The sequence below is a fragment of the uncultured Microbulbifer sp. genome, assembly GCF_947489355.1.
Taxonomy (GTDB): domain Bacteria; phylum Pseudomonadota; class Gammaproteobacteria; order Pseudomonadales; family Cellvibrionaceae; genus Microbulbifer.
This window is the reverse complement of sequence record NZ_CANLDD010000122.1, coordinates 1-2977: the sequence shown is the minus strand read 5'-3', so window position 1 is coordinate 2977 and position 2977 is coordinate 1. Positions and strand designations below refer to the sequence as shown.

The following is a 2977-nucleotide window of genomic DNA, read 5'->3' as shown; positions in this document are numbered from 1 at the left end:
TGCTATCAAAGCACAGTAGCTATGGCTTGTGCCTTCCTATGGCTACCCATGTGAAACGGGAACAGCCCCTAGGCCGGTGACAAATACGCGCCAAGAAAATGATCTCCACTCTCCACTCTACACTCCTACCGCTCCTCTCAGCTTGCTTTAGGGCAGTCATCCGAGCAAGGCACAAGGTGATAGAGGATGGCCTCAGCATTGAAATAGAACTTCACATCTTTTCAAAATCTTTCACTTTGAGAAATCCCAAATAGCCCTAGAGCCCGCACCAGCTCAGGCCAGGGCCGCTAGTCTCATTTCACCAACCAAAAGAACGCCAAAAATCGGCAGGCGTGGGGAGGAGTGACCGGCGGCCATTTTCACTGTACGTTTTTTGATCGAGGTGGCCGTAAGGCCTTAGAGATCGTGGGGTTTGGCGGGAAATTGTTGGTTTGGATTGCTCCAAGAAGGTTTGAAGAGTTTTGAAATGTGGTAGGCGTGTGATTTCTATGCGCTACAGATTTTAAAGCTTCTTCTTTGGGTGATAGGGTTTGGCCGATACCTAACCGGATAAAAAATAGGAGTGGCTGAAATTAAGTGGATTTAATTCTGTAACAAACCCATCATCAAAGAAGTGCTACTTGGCACTAGAAATAGAGGCGACCACAATGAACGAATGGACAGATTGGAAAGCTTTTCCAGACCCACGCAAGAATGATATATTCATCGCTCCTTTCGGGCCAGGTGTTTATGATTTGCAGAATAAAAAAACAGGTGAGCCTATCTTGTTCGGCTCGGGTAAAAACTGCGCTTTCCGAATGTCCAGCCTTCTCCCCAAACCCTTTGGCTGCGGCACCAGGAAAAACATCAAAAAACGTGAGTATGTACTGGAACAACTATTGAATGTTGTGTATAGAGTCTTACCTTGTGCCGACGTTAAAACCGCGAGAAAAATGGAAAAACAGTTAAGAGAAGAAAAATCCTATTTATTTCCAACATAGAACCCCTCATAAAGAATAACCACCTATGAAAGATGGGTATCCTGATTTATAAGTTGAAGACGGCTATAAATGCCCTGCCTCGATTATTAATCACCAACGTCTGATCTGTGATAATATAAAGTTTAATATTCATGGAAAGTTGATAATGCAAAATCAAGATTTCTTTTTTGACCAAGGTAACCTTCCGACGGAAGAAAAGCTCTGGGGCTACACATTTTCCGGTACCCATTTCGTATGTAACGCTTTGCTGAACCCAAACAGCACACCCTTTGAAGCAGACAGTGATGGATGCTATGCCCATGTGCGCTTAAAAAGCGATTGCGCTGTGTTGGAAACGGATTATCGTGGGTATTTCCCAGTCTATTTTTATCAGAGCGGTGATAAGTGGGCTATCTGTAGTTCTTTCCGGCAGCTTGTGCAGATTGCAAAAAATCGTGGCTGAAATCTGACCGTTCTTCCCCATCATTTACGTGCTTGGTACGCTCAACGTACATTTTGCCTCCAGTCAGTGTCTGAACAGACCATCTATAAAGAAATCAAGCAGCTTTCTGCATCAGAGGTTCTTGAAATTAGGCAATCAGGTCTCAAACAGGTTTCTAAAAATCGTAGTTTCTTTAAGGAAATGAGCTACGAAGAAGCAATTGCACAATTCGTATCGGTCTGGTCTTCCCGCATCGCGGCTATTTTGCAATCAGGCCGCGTCATCCGCTTAGACTTAACAGGTGGGCTGGATAGTAGAGTGGTGTTAGCTCTGCTCATCTACGCTGTCAAAATCTATGGCTTGGAAAGTGCATTCACTGATGGTTCGATCCTTTTTCATTCGATCAAGCGCAAGGAGGAGGATTACAACTGCGCTACGCAGATCGCCCAAAAGTTTGGCTTAAAATTAAATGCAGGAATGAAAATTCAACGGATAGGTATTCCAGCAGAGCAAAGCGTCGAGAATTGGCTGGACTACAACCTGGGACGATATGCACCCCATATTCTATCGCTCGGTAATAACCAGGGGCGAGTTGTAAATTTCCCGGGTGCAGGCGGTGAGGATCACCGGGATTTCTATCTGAAGTTCGGCTCCACGAATTTTGTGAGCTTCCTCTTTGGCTACCAGGAGCATTTTTCGACGACCGAAAACTTCAAAGCATGGATGGGTGACGTCATCTCCAATACCGAGAAATCGGCCGCATTGCCTGAAAATCGTGGCATTGAAATGTCAATCCGCCACTATCGGGCAAATAGAAGTCGCCATCACGCGGCAAAGATGCCTCGTACTGAGGTGATGGGTGTCACGCTTGGCAGTAAGTATTTTTACCAACTTGTCCTGAGTGCTGACCCATCGCGTGTAGGCAACGGCCAGGTGCTTTACGATATCATGCATGTGTGCTGCCCCGACCTTGTGACAATGCCCTATGACACACCGAAGAAGATGCCCACTTCAGATATGCTGGAAAACTTGCCCAACTCGATAGATATTCCGGCATTGGAGCCAGGCCAAGCAACCCCTATTCAATCTGAACTGACTCTCACCGCCTCTGAGCAAAGTCTTTCTGGGCTGAAATGGGCCAAATCACTTCTGTCAAAGGGTAAGACGCATCCAAATGAAGTCCTATTTGACCGTACCAGATCAATACTTAAGGAGCTTGACTTCGTTTCGTCCAAAGAAAAAAAAATGGCTGAGAAATTGACTGCAAATCTGGATAAATGGCAGTCGGAGAAAGTCACCCGTAACCTGCATGGAAGCGGCGCCGCCATTCATTGGGCTCATATTCTCAAGCTCAGCCGTACAGGCTCAATCTAGAAATTTACGGGATCGATTGCGAAGAATCTATCAATCCCGAATATTTCGGTGGCAGCTACAAACGCGCGTCACCTTGTTTCGGGAAAAATAATTAATTAGCTGTATTAGTTCAGACCAAATCTGAAACATCTCCTTGAAAAGAGGGGGTTTACCGGTTTTGATGAAGGTGACGAAACCTGAAACCAAAACCAAGGATAAACCC

At 45.5% G+C, this 2977-nt stretch carries 3 protein-coding genes; all 3 read left to right on the top strand.

What is annotated here, in order from left to right; all coding sequences use genetic code 11:
- Window positions 1-647: 647 nt before the first annotated feature.
- The 3 genes from Q1A48_RS20870 (at window position 648) to Q1A48_RS20860 (ending at window position 2775) form a co-directional block, all read left to right on the top strand.
- Window positions 648-980, top strand: a complete 333-nt coding sequence (locus Q1A48_RS20870) for a hypothetical protein (RefSeq protein ID WP_299948728.1) — start codon at window positions 648-650, stop codon at window positions 978-980.
- Window positions 981-1125: 145 nt separating this feature from the next.
- Complete coding sequence (locus tag Q1A48_RS20865; protein ID WP_299948726.1) at window positions 1126-1422, top strand: hypothetical protein; 297 nt, start codon at window positions 1126-1128, stop codon at window positions 1420-1422.
- 66 nt (window positions 1423-1488) lie between these two features.
- On the top strand, window positions 1489-2775 hold the full coding sequence (locus tag Q1A48_RS20860) for a hypothetical protein (RefSeq protein WP_299948724.1): 1287 nt from the start codon (window positions 1489-1491) through the stop codon (window positions 2773-2775).
- Window positions 2776-2977 lie beyond the last annotated feature (202 nt).